20 protein-coding genes and 2 pseudogenes are annotated in these 20,878 nt (G+C 63.3%); 10 read left to right on the top strand and 12 right to left on the bottom strand.

Features of this window, described 5'->3' with window-relative positions:
- The coding region (locus VNH11_03430; GenBank protein HVA45415.1) for a DUF1501 domain-containing protein at nucleotides 1-716 on the bottom strand (716 nt) is incomplete at its 3' end.
- A 256-nt stretch (nucleotides 717-972) separates the two neighbouring features.
- On the opposite strand from VNH11_03430, the gene VNH11_03435 reads away from it, so the two are divergent.
- Both VNH11_03435 and VNH11_03440 read left to right on the top strand, forming a co-directional pair.
- Nucleotides 973-1,347, top strand: coding sequence for a BlaI/MecI/CopY family transcriptional regulator (locus tag VNH11_03435; GenBank protein ID HVA45416.1), 375 nt, complete (start codon nucleotides 973-975; stop codon nucleotides 1,345-1,347).
- Entirely contained in the window at nucleotides 1,344-3,578 is a 2,235-nt protein-coding gene (locus tag VNH11_03440) for a M56 family metallopeptidase (protein HVA45417.1), read from the top strand. Before VNH11_03435 ends, VNH11_03440 begins: the two co-directional genes overlap by 4 nt.
- A 373-nt stretch (nucleotides 3,579-3,951) precedes the next feature.
- Here VNH11_03440 and VNH11_03445 read toward each other — a convergent pair whose 3' ends face one another.
- Nucleotides 3,952-6,444: a PSD1 and planctomycete cytochrome C domain-containing protein gene (locus VNH11_03445; protein HVA45418.1), complete on the bottom strand. Its 2,493-nt coding sequence runs from the start codon at nucleotides 6,442-6,444 to the stop codon at nucleotides 3,952-3,954.
- Between the two features lie 148 nt (nucleotides 6,445-6,592).
- Here VNH11_03445 and queG point away from each other — a divergent pair, with 148 nt between their 5' ends.
- On the top strand, nucleotides 6,593-7,723 hold the full coding sequence (gene queG, locus VNH11_03450) for a tRNA epoxyqueuosine(34) reductase QueG (GenBank protein HVA45419.1): 1,131 nt from the start codon (nucleotides 6,593-6,595) through the stop codon (nucleotides 7,721-7,723).
- A 10-nt stretch (nucleotides 7,724-7,733) separates the two neighbouring features.
- On the opposite strand, the gene VNH11_03455 is transcribed toward queG, so the two are convergent.
- From VNH11_03455 to VNH11_03470, 4 genes are all read right to left on the bottom strand, one after another.
- Entirely contained in the window at nucleotides 7,734-7,883 is a 150-nt protein-coding gene (locus tag VNH11_03455) for a hypothetical protein (protein ID HVA45420.1), read from the bottom strand.
- The gene (locus VNH11_03460) at nucleotides 7,837-8,607 is read right to left on the bottom strand and encodes a tetratricopeptide repeat protein (protein ID HVA45421.1); all 771 of its coding nucleotides are present in this window, start codon (nucleotides 8,605-8,607) and stop codon (nucleotides 7,837-7,839) included. Before VNH11_03460 ends, VNH11_03455 begins: the two co-directional genes overlap by 47 nt.
- A gap of 55 nt (nucleotides 8,608-8,662) precedes the next feature.
- Nucleotides 8,663-9,271, bottom strand: coding sequence for a DUF1501 domain-containing protein (locus tag VNH11_03465; protein HVA45422.1), 609 nt, complete (start codon nucleotides 9,269-9,271; stop codon nucleotides 8,663-8,665).
- A 91-nt stretch (nucleotides 9,272-9,362) separates the two neighbouring features.
- The gene (locus VNH11_03470; GenBank protein ID HVA45423.1) at nucleotides 9,363-10,313 is read right to left on the bottom strand and encodes an ornithine cyclodeaminase family protein; all 951 of its coding nucleotides are present in this window, start codon (nucleotides 10,311-10,313) and stop codon (nucleotides 9,363-9,365) included.
- A 482-nt stretch (nucleotides 10,314-10,795) separates the two neighbouring features.
- Here VNH11_03470 and VNH11_03475 point away from each other — a divergent pair, with 482 nt between their 5' ends.
- From VNH11_03475 to VNH11_03490, 4 genes are all read left to right on the top strand, one after another.
- Nucleotides 10,796-11,365 carry a hypothetical protein gene (locus tag VNH11_03475; protein HVA45424.1) on the top strand — a complete coding sequence of 190 codons (570 nt, stop codon included), beginning with the start codon at nucleotides 10,796-10,798 and terminating at the stop codon, nucleotides 11,363-11,365.
- 339 nt (nucleotides 11,366-11,704) lie between these two features.
- Nucleotides 11,705-12,523, top strand: a complete 819-nt coding sequence (locus tag VNH11_03480; GenBank protein HVA45425.1) for a hypothetical protein — start codon at nucleotides 11,705-11,707, stop codon at nucleotides 12,521-12,523.
- Complete coding sequence (locus VNH11_03485) at nucleotides 12,523-13,425, top strand: AAA family ATPase (protein HVA45426.1); 903 nt, start codon at nucleotides 12,523-12,525, stop codon at nucleotides 13,423-13,425. Before VNH11_03480 ends, VNH11_03485 begins: the two co-directional genes overlap by 1 nt.
- Before the next feature lie 7 nt (nucleotides 13,426-13,432).
- Entirely contained in the window at nucleotides 13,433-14,248 is an 816-nt protein-coding gene (locus VNH11_03490) for an AAA family ATPase (protein HVA45427.1), read from the top strand.
- A gap of 1 nt (nucleotide 14,249) precedes the next feature.
- Here the strand turns inward: VNH11_03490 and VNH11_03495 are convergent, their stop codons facing one another.
- Nucleotides 14,250-14,696: a CBS domain-containing protein gene (locus VNH11_03495; protein HVA45428.1), complete on the bottom strand. Its 447-nt coding sequence runs from the start codon at nucleotides 14,694-14,696 to the stop codon at nucleotides 14,250-14,252.
- Nucleotides 14,697-14,993: 297 nt separating this feature from the next.
- On the opposite strand from VNH11_03495, the gene VNH11_03500 reads away from it, so the two are divergent.
- Nucleotides 14,994-15,404: a WYL domain-containing protein gene (locus VNH11_03500; protein HVA45429.1), complete on the top strand. Its 411-nt coding sequence runs from the start codon at nucleotides 14,994-14,996 to the stop codon at nucleotides 15,402-15,404.
- 54 nt (nucleotides 15,405-15,458) lie between these two features.
- Here VNH11_03500 and VNH11_03505 read toward each other — a convergent pair whose 3' ends face one another.
- On the bottom strand, nucleotides 15,459-15,734 hold the full coding sequence (locus VNH11_03505; GenBank protein ID HVA45430.1) for a hypothetical protein: 276 nt from the start codon (nucleotides 15,732-15,734) through the stop codon (nucleotides 15,459-15,461).
- Between the two features lie 235 nt (nucleotides 15,735-15,969).
- Here VNH11_03505 and VNH11_03510 point away from each other — a divergent pair, with 235 nt between their 5' ends.
- The gene (locus VNH11_03510) at nucleotides 15,970-16,452 is read left to right on the top strand and encodes a thiamine pyrophosphate-binding protein (protein ID HVA45431.1); all 483 of its coding nucleotides are present in this window, start codon (nucleotides 15,970-15,972) and stop codon (nucleotides 16,450-16,452) included.
- A gap of 29 nt (nucleotides 16,453-16,481) precedes the next feature.
- On the top strand, nucleotides 16,482-17,069 hold the full coding sequence (locus tag VNH11_03515; protein HVA45432.1) for a thiamine pyrophosphate-dependent enzyme: 588 nt from the start codon (nucleotides 16,482-16,484) through the stop codon (nucleotides 17,067-17,069).
- Nucleotides 17,070-17,130: 61 nt separating this feature from the next.
- Here VNH11_03515 and VNH11_03520 read toward each other — a convergent pair whose 3' ends face one another.
- The 4 genes and pseudogenes from VNH11_03520 to VNH11_03535 all read right to left on the bottom strand — a co-directional run bounded on the left by VNH11_03520 (nucleotide 17,131) and on the right by VNH11_03535 (nucleotide 20,447).
- Complete coding sequence (locus tag VNH11_03520) at nucleotides 17,131-17,823, bottom strand: pyridoxamine 5'-phosphate oxidase family protein (protein HVA45433.1); 693 nt, start codon at nucleotides 17,821-17,823, stop codon at nucleotides 17,131-17,133.
- A 9-nt stretch (nucleotides 17,824-17,832) separates the two neighbouring features.
- Nucleotides 17,833-18,054: pseudogene (locus tag VNH11_03525) on the bottom strand (GNAT family N-acetyltransferase).
- Nucleotides 18,055-18,229: 175 nt separating this feature from the next.
- Nucleotides 18,230-18,943 (bottom strand): annotated as a pseudogene (locus VNH11_03530) (ester cyclase).
- A gap of 124 nt (nucleotides 18,944-19,067) precedes the next feature.
- On the bottom strand, nucleotides 19,068-20,447 hold the full coding sequence (locus tag VNH11_03535) for a transposase (protein HVA45434.1): 1,380 nt from the start codon (nucleotides 20,445-20,447) through the stop codon (nucleotides 19,068-19,070).
- Between the last annotated feature and the right edge of the window lie 431 nt (nucleotides 20,448-20,878).

Below are 20,878 nucleotides of genomic sequence, written 5' to 3' on the forward strand. Positions count from 1 at the left end.
CCGGCCGGACTGGCAAGATTCAGAATCGGCTCCGGCCCCTGCAAGAGCGGCACGCCTTGATAGGTCGTCGGCAGAAAGCCGCTCCCCCACAGCGGAGCGCCGCCGCGCGGGCCGCGCGGGCCTGATTGCAGCACCACGAAGCCCGGCAGATCCTGCGACTCGCTGCCGATGCCGTAGGTGACCCAGGCGCCCATGCTCGGCAAGCCGAACCGCGGCACACCGGTGTTGGCGAACAGCTTGGCGGGACCGTGATTGAACACATCGGTGGCCATGCTGCGCACGATCGTCACGTCGTCGGCGATGGACGCCAGCCCCGGCACCAGTTCGCTCAGCTCCGCGCCGCTCTGACCATATCGGGCAAACTTGCGGCGCGTGCCCAGCAGCTTGGCATCGAGCTTGATGAAGGCGAACCGCTTGTTCTTGACGTACGATTCGGGCACGACCTGACCGTCGAGTTCCTGCAGCTTCGGCTTGTAATCGAACAGCTCCAGTTGACTTGGGCCGCCGGCCATGAAGAGGTAGATCACGCGTTTCGCTTTGGCCGGAAAGTGCGTCGGCTTCGGGGCCAAGGGCGACGCGGCGATGCTGGTGGCACCTGCCGACGGGGAACCGCCGATCAGATTCGCCAGCGCGATCGAGCCCAGCCCCAACGCGCAGTCGTGGAAAAAGTGCCGGCGTGTCCCGGTCAGGACGCTCGAAGATGGATGCCGGTCCATTCTGCTCATCGTAGCGCGGTAACCGCCGAAACGAACTCGTTTTGCCTCATCAACTATCATTGCAACGGATTTGTTTCCTGGCAATCCCCGCGATGTCGACGTTCGCCATAAGTCCCTCCTCGTCGATCGTCCGCACCAGCGCATTCTATCACTCGCCAGTGGCGGCACAACCAGCGCAGTGTCGCAAACCGCTCTTGACGCCGATTACAGATGTAACTATTTACACGCGTAATCGACGGCAAAAGGAGTTTGCGACATGACAGAAGTTTCGATTTCAGATGGCGAATGGCAAGTGATGAACGTCGTCTGGACCGCCCATCCGCTGGCGGCCCAGGACGTGATTGGCAGGCTGGCCGGCGAGGTGGATTGGGCGCCGGCGACTGTCAAGACCATGCTGCATCGGCTGGTTAAGAAGAACGTGCTGGCCTATGAGTCGCAAGGGAATCGGTACGTTTATCGTCCCCGCGTCCGCCGCTCGGACTGCGTCAAGAAGGCTAGCCGGTCATTTTTGCGGCGCGTGTTCGGCGGTGAATCGGCTCCGCTGCTGGCACATTTCCTGCGCACCTCGAAGTTGTCGCCCGACGAAATTGCCCAACTGCGTCAAATCCTCAGCGAACAGGAGCAATCATGAACGGATTCACCGATCTCGTCAGTGGTGTATTAATCTGGTCGGAAGAAGGCTTGGGGCTGGCCATCGACGCGGGCGCTTTGGCCGCACTACTGGCAACAATCGTGCTGGCTGTCAACGTCTTTGTTCGCCGCTGGCTTTCGGCGCGGCAAATGGGCCTCTTGTGGGGCTTGGTGCTGCTGCGATTGCTGCTTCCGGTCGCGCCGCCGAGCTCATTCAGTCTGCAGAATCTCTTGCCTTCGTTTGTCAGCGAAGGCGGTGAGCCTCGCGACATCGATCCTCAACCAGCCGCAGGCTATATGTACGCTGCGCCCCAACCGCAGCCGTATGAAGCAGCCGAGTTGGCGCTCGCTGCGTCGCCTCCCACCGGACCGGACTTAACGGAGCCTGGCGACAACGTCGCGGCGATGCTGCGATTGGTTTGGCTCGCCGGAGCGGCCGTGTTCATGCTGGCGACGTTGATCGGTCATGGGCGGTTTTGCCGCCGGTTAAGACGGGCGCAACCGATTGACGACCCCAAGTTGTGCGATCTTTGGAAATCATGTCGTCAAATGGCCGGAGTGCGTGTCGATGTACCGATGCTGCTGTTCGACGGCGTCGAGCAGCCGGCCGTGTCGGGCATGTTACGGCCCAAGCTGCTCTTGCCGCCGCATGTTGCTGATCTCGATGAACAGCAATTGCGGATGGTGATGCTGCATGAGCTGGCACATGTGCGGCGCTGGCATGTCGCCGCCAATTGGCTGCTGGTTATCATTCGCGCGGCGCACTGGTGGAACCCGGTTTTCTGGCTGGCGGCTGCACGGTTTCAAAGTCTGCGCGAGCAGGCCTGCGACGCCTTTGCGCTCGAACGTATCGACGGAGTTTCGTCCCATAGTTACGGCGAGTTGCTGCTGGCGCTCGCCGACCGTCGTCAATCGGCGTCGTGGCGGATTGTGTTGCCCGTGTCGATCCTCGGTTTTCTGCCGACCTACCTTCGCAAACGCGCCATGGGCAACCGGCTTAGGGCGTTGCGCGCGGCGGGAGTGAAACGAAGCGGCTGGCACACCGCAACGGTTAGCGGCATGGTCGCGTTGGCCGCCGCTTGCGGATTGACTGATGCCGGCTCCGCCCAAGCGCCGCCTCCGCAGCGTTGGTTCAACTGGCTGCCCGACGCGGGCTTCGATTTGAACCATTGGGACTCCGCTCCCGAAGTGGACCGCGGGCCGCTCGTCACTCGCACTTATGCTGTAGCCAAAGCCCTCGAGCGGATCGCCGACGACGAGCGGTCCGAAGACAAGGCTGCGCGGAAGCTGAAAGCGCTCTTGATCCACACCCTAGCGGGCATGGAGGGGCATTACCGCTCGCCGGACAAGGCGGCTGCGGCAGTGGCCCTTCCGGCGCCCGTCGCGACTCGCCTGCAAGAGCCCGATATGCACGTGATGGCCGATCGTCCATCGGCGGAAGAACGCGTGACGCTGACAGGCACGGCCTTGACCGTGACGGCGTCGCCCGGCGCGCATGCGGAGATTGCCAGAAACTTACAAGCTTGGGAACAAAGCGGATTGGCTCAAATCTGTGTGGAGACGAGATTCGTGACCGACGATCGCGACATCGCCTCGGCGAGCGGAATCTCATGGCGATACTTGGAAGCGTTTTCGGCGGACGGCACTGAAACATTTGCGGCGGAAGCCAGTGGTGGCATGCCGGTGGTTCACGCCAGCGCGGCCGTTGAATACTATCTGCCGATTGCCGTGGCCAACTTAAGCCGCAAGCAAGCGTCGGCCTTTGTGAACCGTGCCCAAGACTCGCGGCAGGCGAACCTGCTCCAGGCTCCGAAAATCACGCTGTTCAATGGCCAGCGCGGCACCTTGTTTGACTTTACACAAACGCCGTTCGTCGTCGGAATTCACGAGGACCTCGCAGGACGACAGCAGCCCAAGATCGAAGTCATCGATGAAGGGACCACGCTGACGCTGCGGGCAATTCAAAGCCCCAATGATGCGAAAGTGCAGATCGAGGCGGGCGTCGAGTTGAGCGAGATCAGCGGCGTCGGCACCGTCTCGACCCTGTTTCATGGCGAACCGACATCGATTCAGATCCCTCGCGTCAAGCGCTGCCGGATTGACGTGGCATCGGAACTGCCGGACGGCGAATCATTACTGATCGGCTGCATTCCGAGTTACGAGCAGAAGAGGTTTTCTTATATACTACTGACGGTGCGGAGCCTTGGGGCGATCGCTGACGATTCGCCGTGAGGCCAGTTTGACGGCCGGTTTTCTTCGCGGCCTCTCCGCCAGCCTAAACAGTGCATTCCCGCACCTGCCGGATGCGATAGGATTGGGCGAATGCCACGCCGACGATCATTCCATCTTTCGCCGCGGCGCCCTAAACCGCGGCACCGCAGGTATTTGCGCGTGCGCGCGAACCCATCACTTTGGGTAAAATGGCGCAGCGCGCTGCGCCGTGGAAAGGCGAACGAGGGCAGTCTGCGCAGCGCGACGATAGGGGCCATTTCCAACCGAACGCGCAGCGCGCTGCGCGGACGCGAAATGGCATTGGGCGATGTCGAACCGAAAGCGGCGTCACCACCCTCACCCCAGCCCTCTCCCGGAGAGAGAGGGAGTTTCTTCACTCCCTCGTGATAAACTCATCCAAGTTGATCGCCACGCGGGCCAACATCGTCCAAGCCGCCGTTTCCGCCGGTGAAGCGTCGGCGGGACGAACCGTGCCCGCAATCTGCTCCGCATCGGACAATCTCGCCGCAAACTGCCGCCGCTGAACGTTCAGCAAGTCTGACAACCGGGCAGCTTCGCCCGTCGCTGGCTCGCGAGCGAAGCACAGTCGGTACAAATAGCGAATACGCTCGGCATCGTTGGGCGACGGCGACTCGCGAATCACGCGAGCAGCCAACGCCTGAGCGGCTTCCATAAACACGCGGTCGTTCGCCAGGGTCAAGGCTTGCAGCGGCGTGTTGGACCGCACGCGACGCGTGCAAGCCGTGTTGGCGTCGGGCGAGTCAAACGTCATCAGAAATGGATAGGGACTCGATCGCCAGAAATAGATGTAAAGACCACGGCGGTAACGATCGTCCCCGGTGTTCTCTTTCCAAAATTTCACCTGTTGCGTGAAGCGATAAATGCCTTCGGGCTGTGGCGGATAGACGCCCGGTCCGCCCACTTCGCCGCTCAACAGCCCGCTGGCCGAAAGCGCGACATCGCGGATGGTTTCGGCGTCGAGCCGCAAGCGCGGCATGCGGGCCAGCAAGCGATTGGCCGGGTCGCGCTGGGCCAGGTCGGCGCGGTAGGCCGACGCCTGACGATAGGTTGCCGACGTAACAATCAGCCGATGGATGGTTTTCAGACTCCAGCCGTGGTCGATGAGTTGGCCGGCCAGCCAGTCGAGCAATTCCGGGTGCGACGGCGGACTGCCTTGCGTGCCAAAGTCGTTATCGGTCTCGACCAGCCCCTGGCCGAAGTATTGCTGCCAGAGACGGTTGACGGTCACCCGCGGCGTGAGCGGGTTGTTGGCCGAAACCAACCAACGGGCAAGTTCGAGTCGGTCCGCGACGGGCTGGCTGGCGGTCGAAGCCAGCACGGCGGGCACGCCCGGCTGCACCCGCGCTCCGCGGCGGAGAAAATCGCCCCGCATGTGGATATAGGTCTCACGCGGCGCGGCCCGCTCTTTCATCACCAGCGTGGTGGTAACACGCGCGGCGAGCTGCTTTTTGCGGTCTTTGAGATCGTTGAGCACCGTCACCAGCGGCACCAATTCTGGATCGACCTTGCGAAACTCCTCGGCGATCGCGTTCTTTTGCACGTCGTTGCGCGAGCCGGCATCCACGGCCAAAGCCTGCCGCACCGGCTCCGGCAATGCCGCACGGGTTTCGTCGGTGAGCTTGCGCTCCCAGTCCTGCTGCCGCGTGCCGGCATTCGCCTCGACCTCGGCCAGCCGCTTTTCGACTTGAGCGATGTCGGCCAACAAGGCGGGTTCCTCCTTGGCCTGCTGCATCGTCGGCACGGGCAGCGTCGGTTCGTCGGCGTTGTTCAACAAAGCGAAGAACTGGTAATAATCGCGCTGCGAAATCGGGTCGTATTTATGGTCGTGACAACGCGCGCAGCCCAGGGTCAGTCCTAGAAAAACCGCAGCCGTGGTATTCACCCGGTCGGCTACGCTTTCCACGCGGAACTGCTCGGCGTCGGTGCCGCCTTCCTCGTTGCGGAGCGTGTTGCGATGAAAGCCGGTGGCAATGATCTGGTCGGGCGTCGCGCCGGGCAGCATGTCGCCGGCAAGCTGCTCGACGGCGAACTGGTCGAAGGGCATATCGCTATTCAGGGCGTCGATCACCCAATCGCGATACTTCCAGATCGAGCGTCCGCTGTCGATGGTGTAGCCGTTGGAGTCGGCGTAGCGGGCCTGGTCAAGCCATTGGCGGGCCCACTTTTCGCCGTAACGGGGTGAATCAAGCAAGCGATCGACGAGCCGTTTGTAGGCATCGGGCCGCTCGTCGGCGGCGAACGCCTCGGTCTCGGCCGGGGACGGCAGCAGCCCGGTCAGGTCCAGCGACAAGCGGCGAATGAGTGTATACCGATCGGCCTCCGGCGACGGAACGATCTTTTCTGCATCGAGGCGGGCCAAAACAAAAGCGTCGATCGGGTTTCGCAGCCAAAGTGGCTGCGACACCGCGGGCACGGCCGGGCGAACGAGCGGTTGAAAGGCCCAGTGGCGGCTGGCGGGCGACTTCGTGGGCACCGGCGAATCATCGGCAGGCGCGACGGCGCCCTGGTCGATCCAGCTTTTGAGCCGGTCGATTTCGGCCGCACTCAACGGCGGGCGATCTTCGGGCATGCGAATGATATCGCCGCTGCCGGTGACTGCGGCAATCAGCAGGCTTTCGCCGCTTTTGCCCGGCAGAATGGCCGCGCCGTTGTAGCCCCCAAGCTTGGCCGCCGCCACGGTGTCAAGCCGCAGGCCGGATTTTTGCTGGTCGGGCCCATGACACTCGTAGCAATGCCTGGCCAATAGCGGCTGGATTTCGCGGCGATAGTCAACCGGTTCGGCCGCCGGCGCGCGGTTGGCGGCAAGCACGATCGCGAGCGTCAGACACGGCCAAGGCGAACGCATGGTTTGAGCGAAGGCGGAAGGTTACGGGCAGTTGGCCGTTCGGTTGCCAAAGCTGCCGCTGGGAATGAACCTTGATGGTAAGCCATCGAGCGGCCGCTGACAAGAAAGACGATAGACAGTCGTCGCAGGGCGTGGCACAACGTAGGTTATGGACCCCGCCGCACTAACCGCCGCACTTAAACTTGAAGCGCGGCGACTGGGCTTCGAACTGGCGGGCGCGTGTCCGGCTGTCACTGCGCAAGGCGTTCATCGCTTCCACGACTGGCTCGATGCCGGTTATGCCGGCGAAATGGCTTACATCACCGAGCGCCGAAACGCCTATGAACACCCACGGCACGTACTCGCAGGCGTTCGCAGTCTCTTGTTGCTGGCGATGCCTTACCGCACCACGGAGCCGGTCGGGCCGCGATCGGGTGAGGGGCGGGTGTCTCGATACGCCTGGGGCGGAGACTATCACGACTTGATCCACGACCGGCTGAAGCAGCTTGCTCGCTCGCTGACGAGGCTCTCGCCTCAGGCCATGGTGCGCGGAGTGGTCGACACGGCCCCGCTGCTGGAGCGTGAGTTCGCCCAGCTCGCCGGTTTGGGATGGACCGGCAAGAACACGCTGCTGCTCAACCAGCGGCTGGGAAGCTGGTTCTTCCTGGCGGCCCTGCTGACCGACGCCGAGTTCGACTACGATGCACCGCACGACGCCGAGCACTGCGGCACCTGTCGGGCTTGTCTTGACGCTTGCCCAACGCAGGCCTTCGTCGCTCCCTACGTGCTCGACAGCCGCCGCTGCATCAGCTACTTGACGATCGAGCTGCGCGGCCCCGTGCCCCAGGAGCTGCGGCCGGCGTTGGGCGACTGGGCGTTCGGCTGCGATATCTGCCAGGATGTTTGTCCCTGGAACAGCCGCTCGCCGGCGAGCAGCGAAGCGGCGTTTGAACCGACGGCCGAAAGCAATCCACTTGAGCTGATCGGGCTTTTCCGGCTCGACGACGATGCCTTTCGCCGCCGCTTTCGCCACACTCCTCTTTGGCGGCCGAAACGTCGCGGCCTGTTGCGAAACGCGGCCCTCGTGCTGGGCAACCAGCGTCCACCGGAAGCCATCGCGGCCTTGGTCCACGGCCTGGGCGACGCCGAGCCGCTGGTGCGGGGCGCTTGCGCCTGGGCGTTGCAACAGTTCGACGACGTGCGGGCAAAGCAGGCAATCGAATCACGCTTGGCCGTGGAGGCCGATCCCGACGTTCGCCGCGAGCTGGATCGGCCAGCGATGCCCCTAAAGCGAGATTAGGCGTTGGACTTTAGGCAATGCCCAGCGCGTGGCAACTCTCTTCGTAGCTCTTTTCTAAATCGAGCGGAATGGCGAGCTCATCCGAGCCGAGGATCGCCGCAATTACGAACTTTTCATCGGCGCTGCCGTCGTTTTGACCCGCTGTGCCGGGATTGCCCATCTTGGCAGTCCAGAAGGCCAGGCCTGCGGCGTCCGGCGCGCGACCGAGAATGATCTCGTACAAACTCGTGACATAGTGTGTTTTGTACTCGGTCGAGTTCAAGAACCCATCGATCACCTTTGTCCGGCCGCTCGCATTGTTCTGTTGCTGAATTGCGTTCAGCCAGTCCATAGGCTACGCTACCGGCATCGGCCCCGTCGGAGCGTGCGCGTTGCAGGTCGATGAGGGCCTCATCGTATCGCCCGTCTCGATACGACAGCATGCCGCGATCGAGCGCCGCCGCCGCCAGTTTCGGATCGAGATCCAAGGCGCGATCAAAGTCGCGACGCGCGGCGTCGTTGCGTGCAAGCTGTGCGTTGGCGAGACCGCGATTGTAATAACACCACGGAGCGCGGTCCGCGAGCACCAGGCAGACCGTGAAGGCGGTCACTGCTTCCTCATAGTCTTCGAGCTGGTAGGCGGCCCGAGCGTGATAGAAATTAGGCCACAGGTCTTTCGGGTTCATTTCGACGGCCGCGCTGAAATGGGCGTCGGCTGCACTTAGGTTGCCGGCGGCTTCGGCCGCGCAGCCGACGGCCCTGGCCTCGCGTTCTGGACCAGCGAAGTAAGAATCCGGGGCACCGCCGACCGCGACGGCATCGTGCGCGACCTGCTCACCACGCCTGAAGCTGCTCACGACCTGCTCGACGCCTTCTATCCGGCTGCCGGGGGCGTCACCGGCCATTCGCTTGCCGCACCGGGTACTCAAGCGGGTGGAGGATTAACGGACCTCGCGCAACTTACCGCTGCCGGCTGGGAAAACCTCTATCTGGAGGGCCCGTTCGACGACTCGCCCCAGGGCAATGACGGATTCTTCGCAAGCTTGGCCGCCGGAGCGGCCTGGGACGATGTGCAGTTTCTCCTGCTGACCACCGACCAGTTCTACACCAACCCGAACCGGCCCACGAATCGGTTTCGCCGACGACTTGGCCCATGCGCAGGCCGCCGCCCGCGAAGAGCACGCAGCCGGCCTCGGCCCAGTGATTGCGGCCGGGACCCGCCTCGATCTTGGGGCTGCGGCCGAACTCCCCCAGCACCACCACCAGCACGTCCTGGTCCAGGCCGCGGTTCCGCAGGTCGTCGAGCAGGGCGCACAGGCTGCGGTCGAGCAAGGCCATCTTCATCTTCAGGGCGGCGAAGATGTCGCTCTGCGGCCCCCCGTGGTGGTCCCACTCGCCGTCGCGCAGCGTGACCACCCGCACACCGGCCTCCACCAGCCGCCGGGCCAGCAGAAACGGCCGCGCATCCCAGTCGTACATAATGTTCTTCACCGTCTGGTGCGGGTATTTGCCCGCCTTGTGGCCATAGTCGGCCAGGAGGTGGTCTGGCTCCTTGCTCAGTCGGGCCAATCGGGCTAGCTACGCGCGCGTATTCGCCGAGGTGGGAAATTGCCCTTTAAGGGTAGGCAAAATCATTAGGCTTATCAAGCGGGCGATTGACTCAAGACAGTTCTCGTCCCACCCCGGCCCGACGCGCCAGCTCAATCAGTTTGCCGCCCAGCGCGACGTCTTCAATCGCCAGCCCGACGCTCTTGAAGAGCGTGATCTTCTCCGGGCGGCTGCGGGCCATCGCCCGGCCGGCCACCACGTCGGCCAGATCGACGGCCCGCGACCAATCGAAAATCCCCTTTTGCAAAGCGTCGACGAAGTCGCCCGCCTCGTGCCGGCAGGCTTCCACGCTGTCGCAAACAATATGGTCGGCGCGGCGTACCACGACGGCGTCGATTTCCGCCCGCGTCAGCCAATTCGAGCCGACGGCGGCCACCAACGCGCCCTCCGCCAGGTCGTGACCGTCGAACACCGGCACGGCACTGGTGGTGGCCGTGATCACGATCGGCAAGTCCTGGGCGGCCTCTTGGGGACGATCGACCGGCACGACTTCGATGGCCAACTGTCGCGACATACGCTGGGCAAAGGCCAGCCGCTTTTCTTCGCTACGGCTGTAGACAAACGCCCGCTTGAGCGGACGCACCGCGGCCAGCGCGGCCAACTGGGTCTCGGCCTGATGCCCGGCGCCGAACATGCCGGCCTCGCCGGCCTGCGGCGCGGCCATCCACTCGGCGGCCACGGCGGTGGTGGCCCCCGTGCGAAGCTGGCCCAGCCGGTCGGCCTCGACCAGCGCCGTCAGCTCGCCCGCTTGATCGTAAAGCCCCAGCAGGAACCGGGCCCCCTGCTTGGTCGTCGGGTAGCACTTCCAGCCGACCAGGCCCAGATACGGCGCGGCGGCGATCATCGAGTGCAGCACGACACCCGGCGCTTTGGCCCGCTGCCGCGGCACGTTGCTCGCTTCACCCGCCGCCAACCGCCGGAACGCTTCTTCCACCACGTCGATCGCCATTCGCATATCGAGCAAAGCGGTGACATCGGCTTCGGTGAGATAAAGAGCGTTCATCGCCGCAGTATACCCGCACGCGGGCAGCAATGAGAAACCTACGGCGGCTGGGGTAGAAGCCGGCCCGTCAAAAACTTTGCCTGGCGGCGTTCTGGAGTTATCTACCACTTTTTATGCCGGATCGCGAACTGAAACACCGAAAAGCGAGGTTTGAGGCGAAGTGACATACGTCAAGCTCCGACGCTTATCGAATAAACCTGACGCCTTTTTTGCAAGAATTGCACCCGCCTGGACCTGGCCTCTTTAGCTGCCCCTGGCCCCTTTGGCTGCCCCAAGTCTCTGTCGAGCAGGGAATTGACAGCAGTGAAGAACGAGAACCAACCAGCGCCTACCGACGCCGCGGAGCATTTTCTTGCTGGTCTTGTCGGCCGCGCCGATCGGCGATTCCAGTCGCACGATAGCGGCGACCGCCCAAGGCGTTTTCCCGCAAGATGCTGCGGTGTAGAATGGAGCGTTGCTCAATTTTATCGGGAGGCGTTTCCATGCCGTTCACGGTCACTCGCAACGACGGCGGCACTAAGGATGCCGAGTTCGAGGCTTACGTCCGCTTGCTGCGGCAACAAGGCGTCGATTTAGGCAAATTACCCCGCGCGCCGGAGCCGGGCACGGCTCGCCGTTGGTTGTACGTCTGGGATTCTCGCGAAAAGGCCCAAGCGTTTGCCGATGAACTGAAAAGACGCACGGGCGAAAAGGCCTGGGTTGTCACCGAAGTGACTGCACCCGCCTCCGAAGGGCCAATCGGCCCCATCATCATTCAGGTTGCCAGACGCGCCGACGGCCTGGTATTCGGGTTGCCCACGCTCAGCCGCCTGACCATTCAATCTGCGTGCCCAAGTGCAAACGGCGCCGCAACGACTATTTCCGTGAACTTCGAGACGCTTGATGATTTCTTGCGCACACACGGAAGCATCGGCGGCTTGGCTCGAGAAGTGGCGCCAACGCTGACCGGGCTAAAGCTCGAAGATCTCGAACAACTCGGGTACGCTCTCATCGAAGAGGACAGCGGCCGCACGCTTGTCTACGTCCCACCCGGCGACCTCGTTGCGGCTTGATCTGGCTCAGGTGGAATGGCCTCGAGGGGCTTGAGCGGTGGCAGAATTTCCCACGCGTTAAGGTCTCATCAAGGGCCTGAAGAATGGCGACGGCCGGGCCAATACCAGCCGCCGTGCCGCGGCCCAGAGGTTACCCCGGCCACCGCCATTTCTCTCGGCGCCCGCCGCGTGCAGTATCGCTGTTGCCGAGACGGCCACGATCATTGACGGGGCATTCTGCGCAAACGACGCTGCCCGAGCACTTTGTCAAATCGGCAAACCTGGATTAAAGCTCAAGCTCGGAACCGGCAGAACCGATAGAGACGGCTGCACTCTGCAATCCGGGCACGGAGCCTTAACATGACCCATCTTGCCACAGAAGCCGGCTCCAGCCGTGCCGATCCGCAGCAGGCGCGACCGCCGTCCAAGCCGGCCGCAAAATCGCCCTTAACCGTGCGCCTGCCTGATCTCAACGCGGGCCGAGCGACCGCACGCATCGACGCCGCGACCGCCGACGGCACTGGCCGTCTCGTTTCGACGGCGGCTGTGCCCGGCACTGCCTCGCCAAGTGTCAGCAGCCAGGCAGCCTCACCGACGAGCCGTGAGCGTTTGGCGACGAAATTGTCGTTTTTCGCTCCCCGAAAGCCGCTCTTTCGCTCCGCGAAAGCCGACTTCTTCGCGAAGGTGATCGGCTTTGTTCGCCAGCCGAAATTCTGGCTGGCGTGTTTTGTTTTCGCCGCCGTGCAAGTGGTGTTGGCCCTGGTGGTCACACCGGGCGAGGAAGATTACGGACAGGCAGAGCGTGTCGAGGCCGCGCCCCAAAAGTGGGCCGCACCCGAATCCGCGCCTGCGGCGCGAATTGTCGTGCCCGCCGCTCCCAACCCCGCGGAGGCGATCGAGCCGGGCGGCGGTGTCAGCGACGGCACCACGACGCCGATGGGCCTCGCCGCGCCCATCGAGCCTTCCGTCGATGCCCAAGGGGCCGATGGCGACGCCCTCACGGAAGCGGCAAGCGCGCTTTCCGCATCGCCTCCCACGCGAATGGCCGAGAACCGCCGACGGGCCGCAGGCAGCGGGCAGTTCGACGGCAAATCGGTCCGCGAACCGGACGGCGCCACCCTGGGCGGCATCGTGCCGCTGGGACCAAACCCCGAGACGAACTCCCACGAACAACCGTAATGAGCACGCTCGACAAGGCGTTTATCAAGGCCTATCAACGGCATGGCCTGCACGGACCGCACGTGCCTTTCGGCCGGCAATCGCAGCCAGCGCCGGCCGACGCCGCGTCAGCCGATGCCCCGCTGGGCGCGGGCGAATCCCACGCCGCGTCCTCCGCCAGACCGCATTCCGCGCACACGAAGGCGCCGGCGACGCTCTCTGACAAGCCGGTCGGCGCCGCTGAGGCACCGCCGGTCGGGCCGGTCCACGTCGCTGGCCCCAAGCCGGCTTTTGAAATCGAAGGCTTCGAGTGGCCGGACGTCGTAGCGGCGCTCGGCGACGATCTCCGGGGCGATCTGGCGGCGCTGATCGATGAGTTACTTCCCCACAGCCGGGGTTCGCTCGCGGTCGGAGGTTGCCGCCGCGGTGAAGGTCGGACTACGGTGTCGCTGGTGCTGGCGCGGCAATTGGCCGGCAGCGGAGCGCGGGTGCTGGTGGTCGACGGCGACCTTCAACGGCCCGGGCTGGCGGAGATGCTCGGCACCGTGGCCGAGACCGGCTGGGACGAATTGCTGGCCAAAAAGCTGCCGCCGCACGAAGCGCTCATCGAGTCGCTCCGCGACGGTCTGACCATTCTGCCGCTGAAAGCCGCGGTCGAAGAGTCCCTGCTGGCGGCAAACACTGCCGCCGTGAAAGAGCTGCTTGAGCGCCTGCAAACCGAGTTCGATTTCGTCTGTATCGACCTGGGGCCGTCGACCGATGTGGGCGATGCCCGGCAGAAGTCGTTGTTTGCGGCCGGCATTCAGGCCGCCGTTGTCGTCAGAGACGTTCGTGACTGTCGCTTGGAACAGGCCCAGGCCGTGGGCCGGCAATTCGTCGAGCTGGGCACGGCTCATTGGGCCATCATCGAAAACTTTGTCTGATCGAGCCATGTACGAAGCCTATTGGAAGTTGAAGCGGCGTCCCTTCGAGAGCGGCGCCAATCCGCGAGCCTACTACCCCAGCGATGCGCACCAGGGGGCGCTCTTGAAGCTGCGCTATGCCATCGAGCACGAGCATGCGGCGGCCCTCTTGGCCGGCGCGCCGGGCACCGGAAAAACGCTGCTCGTGCGGCTGCTCGCCGAACAGTTGCCCGACCGATACCGGCCCGTGGTCGAGCTGGTGTTTCCGCAGATGCCTCCCGGAGAGCTGCTGGCCTATCTGGCCGCCGAGCTGGGCGCCGGCGCATCTGGGCCAGCGTCGATCGCCGAGAATGTGGGCCGGATCGCCCGCGAACTCGACGAGCGGCGCGCCAAGGGGCGGCACACCGTGGTCGTGGTTGACGACGCGCAGATGTTGGAGAGCCAACGCAGCTTCGACGCCTTGCGGCTGTTGCTGAACCTGGAGGCCGATGGCCGGCCGCTGACGACGCTGCTCTTGGTCGGGCAGCCTGCCCTGTTGCCGATGTTGGAGCGGATGCCGCACCTCGACGAGCGATTGGGAGCCAAATGCCTCATCCGGCCGCTGACGATCGAAGAAACCATGAGTTATGTCTCGCACCGCATGACGGTGGCCGGCGCCACGGGCATGGTGTTCGAACCGTCGGCGCTGGAAACGCTGTTTCTACTGACGCGCGGCGTTCCTCGCCGCATCAATCGGCTTTGCGACCTGGCGCTGCTGGTCGGCTTTGCCGAAGAGCAGCGGTCGATTTGCGCCGAGCACATCGAGGCCGTGGCGAAGGAGCTGGCGGTGGCCGCGGTAGAGTAAGTCAGCTCTGGATGTAGCTCTTCAGATAGTGGTTTTCCATCGTGACCTCGTCGTGGTGCGCTTTCACCACGTCGCCGATGGAAATGATTCCGACCAGCTTGTCGTCCAAAAGCACCGGCAAATGGCGAATCCGCCGTTCGGTCATCAGGCCCATGATGTCGTCGATCGAGTCGGTGGGGCTGCCGGTGATCAGTTCGTGCGACATGGCGTCGGTCACTTTCAGTTGATCGAGCGGTCCCCGGCGGCCGGCGCAGGCCCGCAAAATATCGCGTTCAGTGATAATTCCCAGCAGCGTGCCGGGCCCGCTGCCGTCGTCAGACCGTTGGCAGACGACCAACGAGCCGCAATTGTTTTCGACGAGCTTTTGTACGACCTGATCGAGCGTGGCATCGGGACCGATGGAATGCACCTGCGATCCCTTGCGACGGAGGATTTCTTCTAACATCATAGCGGAACGTCCTTTATAATGGCGATTGCGACGGAAGGAGTGATGTGCCGCCCCTCTCGTTCCTGCCCCACTCGTCTCGTTCCTGGCCCAGAAGTGCGAACATTATACCGAAGGGGCGCGGGTTCGGTCAAACAAAATCCGCAAATGCGCCCCGGCGACCGATGCTCTTTCTTGCATAAATCGGCTTTCTGCTTTAACTTAAAGGTGTTACTGCGTGCCTGCCGTGGCCGCTTTCCGTCAGAACGCCAGTACAGGATGGGGCGGATTCATGTTAGTTAGAACCAGGAGGCTCGACCCTTGTCTGAACGAACATCCCTGTCGGAACGACCGACATCTCTGACCGTCAGCGACCAGGACGAGATTTTCGATAAGATCAAGCTGGCCATCCACGACCGCGTGACGATCGAGTTTGAGTATCGCGAATTGGACGAGCGCAGCACGATGCGCGTGGTCAATCCCCATTTACTCGGTCTGATCGAGAACTCGGCCACGATGGACGCCTACCAGATCGGCGGCGAAAGCTGCGAGGGGCGTTTGCCCGGTTGGCGGCGGTTTCGCCTGGCGAACATCGTGAGGCTCAAACGGAGCAGCAACCGCTTCGAGCCGCGGTCGGAGTTCAAAGTCACTCCCAGACGCTGGAAGGGCGTGTTCGAGTCGATCAACGGACTCGGCCGGCACACCCTTGGCAAGCGTTCGCCGCGGCGTTAGAGGCGGCGGGCACGAAGCGTGGCGTAAGCGTCCTCGCTTGCGTCGTGGCCAGCGTCACGGTGCGGCGAGCAGCAAATCGGCCGTCTCGACCAGCCAACCGCTGTGCCAGTCGTGCGCGCGCTTGGGGCCGTCGCGATAAACGTGGTCGATCATCAGATCATCAAGTTGCGCGTGCGTCTCCTGGTGATCCGGGCGAAAGTTGCCGTACCCGGCGAGAATCCCGCTTTGAAAACCACGTTGCCGGCGCAACTGACGAGCAACTGCAAGTATTGCGGTTCGAGGTCTTTGAAGAAGGGGGTGCCGGGCCAGAATCGGCTCAAGGGTTGACATGGGGAATGGTCCTCGCGATTGACGACGAATAGGTTTCAACATTCGGTCGCGGTCGTGGTCGCATAGAATCGTAACTCCGCCAGGTCAGAGGTCGCGGCCGCACGAAGCGAGAGTGTCGAACTGGGGGCGACGAAGGCGACGACCGCGGACTGTTCGAGGGAGTAACTGTCTGCTAAACTGCTTGGAGCGGCTCAGTGGAATCGATCGCGATTGAACCCTTAACCACTGCCCTCCTTTGGTCCGTTCCGAACAAGTCATCGAGGTTTTCGAGTCATTGGGTCTGACGCACGTCGTGTGGCTGCCCGACTCGACCCTGGGCACGTGGGAGCGTGCCCTGGTGGCCTCGTCCAAACTGCGGCTGGTGCGGGTCTGCCGCGAGGGAGAAGCCTGGGCGCTGGCGGCCGGGCTTTTCTTGGGCGGAGCTCGCCCGCTGGTCGTGATGCAAAACACGGGCTTGTTCGAATCGGGCGACTCCCTGCGCAGCGCGCTGTTCGATCTGGGATTGCCGCTGTACGCGATCGTCGGCTACCGCAGCTTCCTGTTGGAGGGTTCGCGGGACACGGCCCGACGCTACACCGAGCCGCTGCTGGCGGCCTGGGGTATCGATAGCGTGCTCATCGATTCGGCCGAGGCGATGCCGTTGTTGGCCGAGCACTATCGCCGTTGCCAGTTGTCGCGGCAAGCAGGGGTGGCATTGTGGGCCGAGGGAAAAGGATGACCGCCGAAACCGTATCAACGCGTCGTCGCATGCCGCTGCTGCCGGCTGTGCAGGTCGTAGCCGGCCTGCGGGGCGACGCGATTGTCGTGACGACGATGGGCGCGGCCCGCGAGTGGCCGAAACTCTCGCAACATGCGCTCGATTTTCATTATCTGCCCTCGGCGATGGGTCAGGCCCCGATGCTCGGCCTGGGTCTGGCGCTGGCCCAGCCGCATCGCGAAGTGATCGTCTTCAATGGCGACGGTTGCACGCTGATGAACCTCGGCTGTCTGGTGACCATCGCCGCCGCGGGCGCCGCCAACTTCACGCTCATCGTGTTGGAAAACGGCATCTACGAAGTGACCGGCGGGCAAGCCACCGCGGCGGGCGCCAAGTGCGGCCAAGAAGTCGATTTCGCCGCGATGGCGCGGGCGGCCGGCCTGACCAGCGTCTTCGACTTCGACGATGCCGCAATCTGGCAGCGCGAGGCGGCGATGGCGTTGCATTCGCCGGGACCGCGGTTCCTATCTCTGCACGTCGCTCCGGTCGGGGCCGACTATCCGTTGCCGGCGTTGTCACCCATGGCCGAGCGGATCGCGGCCTTTCAGGCGGCCCTGGTGAGCCCTTCGTCGCAATAAGGGGCGGGGATTGCGTCCGACGTGGGGCGGCCTTCCTAGGCCGTCGCCCGGTTTTGACGGCCTAGGAAGGCCGCCCCACGTCCGCGTCGGCTTGGTGGCCAACGGCTTTTGGCCCGGAATACTCGCTGGCGTATTGCGGCACGGCGATGCCGGGCGGCAAACGCGGGTCGGCAATCGGCGGCGATGCGGCCAAACGAAGCGGCAGCACGCCGGCCCAGACATTCAAGGCATAGTCTTCTTCGTCATCGAGCGGCATGCCCGTGCGGACCTTGGCCGAGGCTTCCTCGATCGGCACCCGCACCACCAGCGTCCGCCGCAGCTCCTCGGCGTTCGGTCGCCGCGCGTCGGCCCACCGGCCGCGGACCAGGTGCTCGGCCAGGCAACCGAGGATTTCGAGCTTTTCGCCCTCGTCGCCGATGGCCGATCCCCGGCCGAACAGCACCACCGAACGGTAATTCATGGAATGATGGAACGCCGATCGGGCCAACACCAGGCCATCGACCAGCGTGACGGTGATGCATGCTTCGCTGCCGCGTGCCAGGGATTGCATCATGCGGCTGGCCGGCGAGCCGTGCAGATAGATCGCGTCGCCGATGCGGACATGAATCGTGGGAATGACGAACGGCTGCCCGTCGTCGACGAAACCGACGTGACAGACGAGCGCCTCGTCGAGAATGGCGTCGATGGCCGCGCGGTCATAGACCCCGCGTTGCGGAAGCCGGCGGATTTGAGAGCGGTTGCTTGTGGGGGGCATGTTTTTACGCTACGGGATCGTTCTCTGCCAAAGGTCCAAATCGTCACGCGTGCTGAAACCCATTTGCCGCCAGAATCGCTTGCCGTCGGCATTATGGCGGTACACCAGGCCGTTGCACTTCAATATGCCTAGCTCGCGCAGCCCGGCCAGACATTCTTCGACGAGTCGCCTGCCGAGGCCCGTGCGGCGAAATTCGGGCGTCACCGCCAAATGATACAAGAATCCGCGTCGTCCGTCGTGCCCGCATCGGCGAAGAGGAGATCATGTGGGGATAAGACATCGATGGATACGGGCGGGTTCGCGGGCGACCGGTTCGGTAGCCGACTTCGTGAGAAGTCTGGTCGTCGCGTGCAAACTTTTCCATACGCCGTCGCTCGTCTCCTCGCCGCCGAGATGCCATCCGTTCCTAAGGTCGCCGCCGCGATTTGCGGTGGGCTTTTGCGGGCCGTGCAGTTCGTCGCAGCTCGGCGCGGATCGCGTCGGCGGCCTCCTCCTTTTCCCAGTAATCCCAACCTTCCGCGAGCAGGCCGTTTTCACCGCGCATCCACGTCGAACCATTGACGACGATGCGCTTGTGCGTCGGCGGCATCCCCCTCCACGGGCCAGTGTGCGTCATGGCGACGCGCCAACGACTCATGACTCAATCGCCGCTGACGGTCACTTGTTCCAGGTGGACCTCGATTTCGCTGAAAGCCGCGCGAATGGCCTCGGTGCGCTCCCGGAGCTCCTCGCGCCCGTGCATTTCGGCCCCGTCGGCGTGCAGCACGACGTCGGTCGTGGTGAGCTCGTCGATGGCTTCCAGCCTTCCTTCGTTCCACACTTCTTGCCACCAGCGGCGCACGAGCCGTTCGTAGACCGCCGACGGCTCGTTGGCGCCTTCGAGCGGATCGGCCAGCAGCGTCTGAGGATTGACCGGCGCACCGGGCTCGCTGTAAAGCTGAGCCAAAAGGGCGATTGTTTTCAGCTCGAGTGGTCCGCCCGACTCCGCTTTACGAATCAGGCGGTCGCTGACGCCCGCGCGTTCGGCGGCTTCGAGTTGCGACCATGCGCGTCCCACCCGCAACTCGCGCAAGCGAGTTCCGAGAACGCGAAACGACCGAGCTGACCTGCTTGCCGGCATCCTTATCCCTTAGTTCAAGTTTCGCGGTTTTCGAGCATAGTTCCAGCGGTCGATCGCGTTGAACGCGAAGGAAAAAAGCAGATGGCAAGCCGTAAATCGCGAGACAGGTGTCGCGGCGGCTTCGTCAGCCTGCAAGGCTGACAAATTCGATAAGCCGGGCAACCTGAGTTTTCAAGTATCCGGTGCGAGGGAGGTATCCACGAAACCCATCCTGGCAACTCAAGCGGCGCAGCGTCGTCAGCGCGTCGCCAAACGACGGTTCGGCCTTCTTGGTGTACCAGGGACGGTCGGGAAACTTCACGTGCTTGTGACCCTCGCGGTGAAACCAAGCCACGATCAGGCTGTACAAGACCAGCGCCATCGGTGCGGTGCGCTCCACGGCCTTCGGCAAGCGATTGGCCGGGTCCTCCAGACCCAACAACTGCTTGCTGTGTTCGAAGGTGACCTCGATCGACCAGCGGCACGAGTAGTGGGAGAGAATCGTGCGCGCGTCCCAGTCCAGGCAGGTGCAGTAAAACATTTGGTCCGGGCGTTTGCCAACGGTGTCGCGGACGAGCACGATGGTCAGCAGCCGCTGCCCGCCTGCTTTGTAATACAACGCTTGAATCGTCTTGACCAACAGGGTGGCGTGCAAGCCAAACTGATCGAAGGTCAACTCGGTCCAAGGTTGGCTCTGGTCCTCGGCCCAGGCTGCCATGCCGGGAAGGCGCTGGCCCTTCTTGCGTGGACGGCCACCTTTTTTTCCGGGCACCGCTTGCGGAGCCGGTTCGTACAGCGCGCCCTTGGGATGCACGTGACTGATGAGATCGACATTCTCCGGCAGCTTCTTCAAGACGCTCTGCCCGCCATAGGCGCTGTCGCCCGTGACCAGCAGCTTCCGGTCGGGAAACCAGCTTGCTACAAGGCAAATCAGCTCGACGGCCAGTTCCGGACGCGTGCGATGATTGGGGTCCGGCTTGCGAGCCTTCTTCTTGCAGCCCTCGGTGTTCTTCTTGCGACCCTTGGTCAGACCCTGGCGATTTCGGTAGAGGCGGAAAGCGATCGGCAAGCTCCAGACCTTGGTTGGCGCCCAGAACGGGCAGCGAACGATGAGCGTCAGCACGACCCAATCGTGTCCCCAACTGGTGAGCGGCTTGGCCCGGCTGGAAATCAAGGGGTTGTGATGCATGCCCGCCCCGTAAACGGTCAATCCTCGTTTGCGGCAGAGCGTATCGTCCACCGCCAGCACAATCAGGCCGGTCGGCGCGAAAATGCGGACGAGCAGTTGCGCGAGCACACAGCACAAGCCGTCGAGTTTCCAGGCTGCATGACTGAAGAAGCGGTGGTATCGGCTGTGGTGCCCCTTCTGGGTCGAGCCGCTGGACCAAATCAAGTCCGTCACATACCGATGGCGATGCGAGAGCACCCAGCCGCTCACCAGATCGAGAAAAATCAGGAAGCTTGGCGCGGTGAACACGCATTGGAATTCGGATAGCAACGTCTGAAAAGATGAAGTAACTTCCATGCTCGGCCTCCTTGCCGCGGGTTGCCTGGGTTGTGGAATTCACAGGTTTACCCGTTTTAGGCATGGAGGCCGACCTCATTTTGACCCAAACCGCCCCTCAAAAACCGCGAAACTTGAACTTAGTGGTGCGACAAAATCACTTAACTCGACTGATGCGATCGGCCACAAGTGTCCCTCTTGCACCCATTGATAATCGACGTTCTCGTGGGTTGCAACGACGAAAAGTATCTCAGGAATCCTCGCCGCGCCGGGCGGTGGTTAGACACGCTGATCGTTCCGCTATCGTTCCTCACGCGGCGGGTGGGCGGCGGTTATACTTGGGCCGCGTTGTTTGAGGTGGCGCCGCCGCGACGGGCGGAGCCTCTTGGGGCGGTGCCATAACCCATGCTGCCCTTCGGAGATCAACGTCATGAGCCGTTCACACCGTGCCA

It is taken from the genome of Pirellulales bacterium, from assembly GCA_035533075.1.
Lineage (GTDB): Bacteria > Planctomycetota > Planctomycetia > Pirellulales > JAICIG01 > DASSFG01.

Coding starts and splice junctions, on each gene's coding strand:
- VNH11_03435 (HVA45416.1), top strand. CDS start 973: ATGACAGAAGTTTCGATTTCAGATGGCGAATGGCAAGTGATGAACGTC.
- VNH11_03440 (HVA45417.1), top strand. CDS start 1,344: ATGAACGGATTCACCGATCTCGTCAGTGGTGTATTAATCTGGTCGGAA.
- VNH11_03445 (HVA45418.1), bottom strand. CDS start 6,444: ATGCGTTCGCCTTGGCCGTGTCTGACGCTCGCGATCGTGCTTGCCGCC.
- queG (HVA45419.1), top strand. CDS start 6,593: ATGGACCCCGCCGCACTAACCGCCGCACTTAAACTTGAAGCGCGGCGA.
- VNH11_03455 (HVA45420.1), bottom strand. CDS start 7,883: ATGGGCAATCCCGGCACAGCGGGTCAAAACGACGGCAGCGCCGATGAA.
- VNH11_03460 (HVA45421.1), bottom strand. CDS start 8,607: ATGGCCGGTGACGCCCCCGGCAGCCGGATAGAAGGCGTCGAGCAGGTC.
- VNH11_03470 (HVA45423.1), bottom strand. CDS start 10,313: ATGAACGCTCTTTATCTCACCGAAGCCGATGTCACCGCTTTGCTCGAT.
- VNH11_03475 (HVA45424.1), top strand. CDS start 10,796: ATGCCGTTCACGGTCACTCGCAACGACGGCGGCACTAAGGATGCCGAG.
- VNH11_03480 (HVA45425.1), top strand. CDS start 11,705: ATGACCCATCTTGCCACAGAAGCCGGCTCCAGCCGTGCCGATCCGCAG.
- VNH11_03485 (HVA45426.1), top strand. CDS start 12,523: ATGAGCACGCTCGACAAGGCGTTTATCAAGGCCTATCAACGGCATGGC.
- VNH11_03490 (HVA45427.1), top strand. CDS start 13,433: ATGTACGAAGCCTATTGGAAGTTGAAGCGGCGTCCCTTCGAGAGCGGC.
- VNH11_03495 (HVA45428.1), bottom strand. CDS start 14,696: ATGATGTTAGAAGAAATCCTCCGTCGCAAGGGATCGCAGGTGCATTCC.
- VNH11_03505 (HVA45430.1), bottom strand. CDS start 15,734: ATGTCAACCCTTGAGCCGATTCTGGCCCGGCACCCCCTTCTTCAAAGA.
- VNH11_03515 (HVA45432.1), top strand. CDS start 16,482: ATGCCGCTGCTGCCGGCTGTGCAGGTCGTAGCCGGCCTGCGGGGCGAC.
- VNH11_03520 (HVA45433.1), bottom strand. CDS start 17,823: ATGCCCCCCACAAGCAACCGCTCTCAAATCCGCCGGCTTCCGCAACGC.
- VNH11_03535 (HVA45434.1), bottom strand. CDS start 20,447: ATGGAAGTTACTTCATCTTTTCAGACGTTGCTATCCGAATTCCAATGC.